This window comes from Micromonospora craterilacus (assembly GCF_003236315.1).
Classification (GTDB): Bacteria; Actinomycetota; Actinomycetes; order Mycobacteriales; family Micromonosporaceae; genus Micromonospora; species Micromonospora craterilacus.
In genome coordinates this window covers 1-3,782 of sequence record NZ_POTY01000379.1, presented here as the reverse complement: position 1 = coordinate 3,782, position 3,782 = coordinate 1, and the positions used below count along the sequence as shown (strand labels likewise).

The 3,782-nt window shown below is 75.2% G+C and carries 2 protein-coding genes and 1 pseudogene; 2 read left to right on the top strand and 1 reads right to left on the bottom strand.

Annotated features, from left to right (window positions below; translation table 11 throughout):
* Window positions 1–196: pseudogene (locus tag C1I95_RS32550) on the top strand (SIS domain-containing protein); the annotation flags it as partial.
* A 25-nt stretch (window positions 197–221) separates the two neighbouring features.
* Complete coding sequence (locus tag C1I95_RS32545) at window positions 222–1,826, top strand: PAS domain-containing sensor histidine kinase (RefSeq protein ID WP_111219781.1); 1,605 nt, start codon at window positions 222–224, stop codon at window positions 1,824–1,826.
* Here C1I95_RS32545 and C1I95_RS32540 read toward each other — a convergent pair.
* Entirely contained in the window at window positions 1,810–3,405 is a 1,596-nt protein-coding gene (locus tag C1I95_RS32540; RefSeq protein WP_111219779.1) for a glycosyltransferase family 39 protein, read from the bottom strand. The two genes, C1I95_RS32545 and C1I95_RS32540, sit on opposite strands and share 17 nt — an antisense overlap.
* Between the last annotated feature and the right edge of the window lie 377 nt (window positions 3,406–3,782).

Below are 3,782 nucleotides of genomic sequence, written 5' to 3'. Positions count from 1 at the left end.
CCGCGCGGACGTGGTCGTGGTCGGCTCCGCCGAGGTCGAGGGGGCCACCCGGATCGGCGTGCCCGAGGTCGACGAGCGGTACGCCCCCCTGCTGGACATCCTCCCGTTGCAGCGGCTGGCCCTCGCGCTGGCCCTGGCCCGGGGCGAGGACCCGGACGCGCCACGAGGGCTGAAGAAGGTCACCGCGACGATGTGACCATCGGCGTGGCACGCTGGTCGGCGTGTCAACGCTGCGCGACCTCGCCGAGGAGCACACCCGTCTGCGCCCGGCCGACATCGACCACCTGCACCGCATCGCCGGTGACTGGCAGTTGCTGTCCGACCTGTCCTTCGCCGACCTGCTGCTCTGGGTGCCGGTGGACGGCGAGGGCAGCTTCCTCTGCGTGGCCCAGGTCCGCCCGACCACCGCGCCCACCGCGTACCAGGACGACCAGGTGGGCCGGATCGTCGGCGGCCCGGAGGTGGCGCACCTGGAGGTCGCCTACGGGCAGGGACGGATCTGGCGGGAGGGCGACCCGGTCTGGTACGGCGACGTGCCCGCCCGGCACGAGGCGATCCCGGTCCGGCTGCGCGCCGCCGACGGTGAGTCCGGCGAGGTGATCGCCGTGGTGGGCCGGGACACCAACCTCTCCACCGCCCGTACCCCCAGCCAGCTGGAACTGAACTACCTGACCACGGCCGACGACCTGGCGCAGATGATCGCCGACGGCACCTTCCCGCCGCCCCGGCACCCCGGGGAGACCACCTCGGCGCCGCGGGTCGGCGACGGCCTGGTCCGGCTGGACGCCGGCGGCAAGGTCACCTACGCCAGCCCGAACGCGCAGTCGGCGTACCGACGGCTGGGCTACGCCTCCCACCTGGTGGGCGAGGATCTCGCGGCGCTGCACCGGCGGCTCGCCAACGACCCGCTGGAGGGCACGGAGGCCGGGAACGGCATCCTGGCGGCCCTGCGCGGCGAGGCGCCGCCCCGGCGGGAGATCGACGCCCGCGGCGCGACCATGCTCACCCGCGCCCTGCCGCTGATGCCCGCCGGAGTGCCGATCGGCGCGCTGGTGCTGGTCCGCGACATCACCGAGGTACGCCGTCGGGACCGGGCCCTGATCACCAAGGACGCCACCATCCGGGAGATCCACCACCGGGTGAAGAACAATCTCCAGACCGTCGCCGCGCTGCTGCGCCTACAGGCCCGCCGGGTGTCCATGCCCGAGGCGAGGGTGGCGCTGGAGGAATCCGTACGCCGGGTGGCGTCGATCGCCCTGGTGCACGAGACACTCTCGATGTCCAGCGACGAGGCGGTGGAGTTCGACGGGATCGTCGACCGGGTGGCCAGTGCGGCGACCGAGGTGGCGGCGACCGAGGTAAGCGTCGGGATGCGACGCAAGGGCAGCTTCGGCGTGCTGCCGGCGGAGATCGCCACCTCGCTGGTGATGGTCCTCAACGAGTTGCTGCTCAACGCCGTCGAACACGGCTTCCCGCCGGCCGGGGAGGCCGACGAACCCCTGGCCCCCGGCGCGGCGCCGCCCGCGCTGCCTGAGCTGGGGGAGCCTGCGGTGCCGGGGGCGGTGGTGCCGGAGGTGGTGGTCTCCGCCCACCGGTTCCGCAAGATGCTGCACGTCTCGGTCGCCGACAACGGGCGTGGGCTGCCGGCCGGGTTCGACGCCGAGGGCGGTGCCAAACTCGGGTTGCAGATCGTCCGGGCGCTGGTCACCGGCGAGCTGCGGGGCAGCATCGAACTGCGGCCGGGCGCCGACGGTGGCACCGAGGCGGTCCTGATCGTCCCGCTCGCCCGCACCGCCCCCGACGGCCGCCTCACGGTGAGCGGCTGAGCAGGGCGAGGGTCAGACCGGGGCGTGGCCAGACCTGGGTGACGGTGAACCCGGCGCGCAGGGCGTCTCCCTTGGCGCCGGGCACGGCCGCCAGCGGGTCGGCGCGGCGGCCGGCCACCACCAGCCAGACCCGGTCCGCGCCGGCCAGGCACTCGGCGGGTCGGCCGCACTCGACCGCCCACAGGTCGCCCCGGCGATCCTGGTCCTCGGCCGCCAACACGTCCCGCGGGACCTGGCCGCCCAACTGGTAGCGGAGACCGAGGTCGAGGAAGAGCCAGCTGTCCCGAGGTGAGTAGACCACCGCGTCGCCCGGGCGCTGGCCGTCCGCGACGATCCGCGCCACGCCCTGGTAGTCGACGGTCGCGGTGCGCGGCCACTCGTGGGTGCGTCGCAACGCGACCTGGTCGGGCAGCCCGAGCAGCCCGGCCAGGGCCACCACGACGAGGGCCGCCGGCAGCCGGGCCGCCGCCAGGGCCGCGCCGGCCAGCAGACAGCCGAACGGCACCACGAAGACCAGGTAGCGGGGCACCCACAGGGGTACGGCGAGCCCGGCCGCGAAGAGCAGCAGCACCGGCAGCAGGACGGCTGCCACGGGCAGCAGCCCGCGCCGGCCGAGCCGCCCCGCGCCGAGCGCGGCGAGCGCCACCAGCATGCCGCCCACCATCGCGCTCTGCGCCAGGCCGCTCGGGAGCGCGGCCAGATCAGCGAGCCGGGCGGTGTCCACCCAGGCCAGCTGGCGGGACCGTTGGCCCCGGGCGAGCAGGAACAGCGGGGTCAGCACCAACGCCACCGGTACCAGCGTGAGCAACCAGCACCGGAGTGGCCCCAGCCGGCCACTCGGCCGACCGGGCCCTCGGCGGAACCGGAGCGCTCCGGGTCGGTCGGCATTCGAGTGGCCGGGGTCCCGGGACGTACGGGCGGGATCGGTCTGCGGGCCGGTGGTCGGGGGCGATGACCCAGTGGCGAGCACCGCGACGGCGTGGGCGGCGAGCAGGGTCAGGGCGACCAGGTGGGTCAGCCCGAGGGCGATGGTCGCGGCGGCGTACGCCGCCCAGCGGCCCCAGCCGGCGCGGCGCAGCGCGTCGACCAGCAGCAGGGTGCTCAGTACCGCGAGGGCAGTGGCCAGGGCGTACGGGCGGGCCTCCTGGCCGTACCGGGAGGTGCTGGGGAGCACCGCGAACAGCAGCCCGGCGAGGGCGCCGGCGCGGGTGTCCGCCAGCCGTTGCCCGAGCGTGGCGGTCAACCCGGCGGCCGCCGCCATCGCCAGTGCGGACGGCAGGCGCAACGCGGCCACCGAGTCGCCGGCCACCGTCACCCAGGCATGCATGAACAGGTAGTAGGGGCCGGTGGCGGCGTCGATGGTGCCGACCAGCCGGAGCAGCGCCGGCACCCCCCGGGTGGCGGCGCTCCAGGTCGCCAGCTCGTCCCGCCACGGTTGCGCGGCGTCCAGCCCGGCCAGCGTCAGCACCAGGGTGACGCCCGCCGGTACGAGCCATACCGGCAGCGACCGCAGGCGCAGCCCGCTGAGCCGGACGCCCCTCCCGGCGGTCGGGACTGACCTACCGGACAAATCCCCCATGTCGCGAGCCTGCCACACGGTCGCGCTCCGGGTGGCGGCAGCGACCGCCCGTGATGTGGGATCGGGCACGCGCTCATTGGCTGCCACACCTGAGGTGTGGCAGCATGACCTCCATGACCGCCGCCGTAGTCCGCCGCTTCGTGGCCCGACGCCACGTCGACTACGGCCGCGTGCGCAGCGCCATCTGTCCGGCCCACTGACGACGCCCGACCACCCTGCCTCGGGCACGCAGCGCGCCGGCCGCCCAAGACATCGCCGTCCACGGCCCTCCGGGAGCCGGTCGTCGCGTCCGCGTACCCAACCGAGGCACCGCAGACAACGGAGGACGCCGCGATGGCGGTCAGCGACATTCCGGCCCGCCCTGGGGACCCCTCGGC

What these genes read in the sequence shown, in the direction of transcription:
- C1I95_RS32540 (WP_111219779.1), bottom strand. Translation starts at nt 3,405, where the DNA reads ATGGGGGATTTGTCCGGTAGGTCAGTCCCGACCGCCGGGAGGGGCGTC.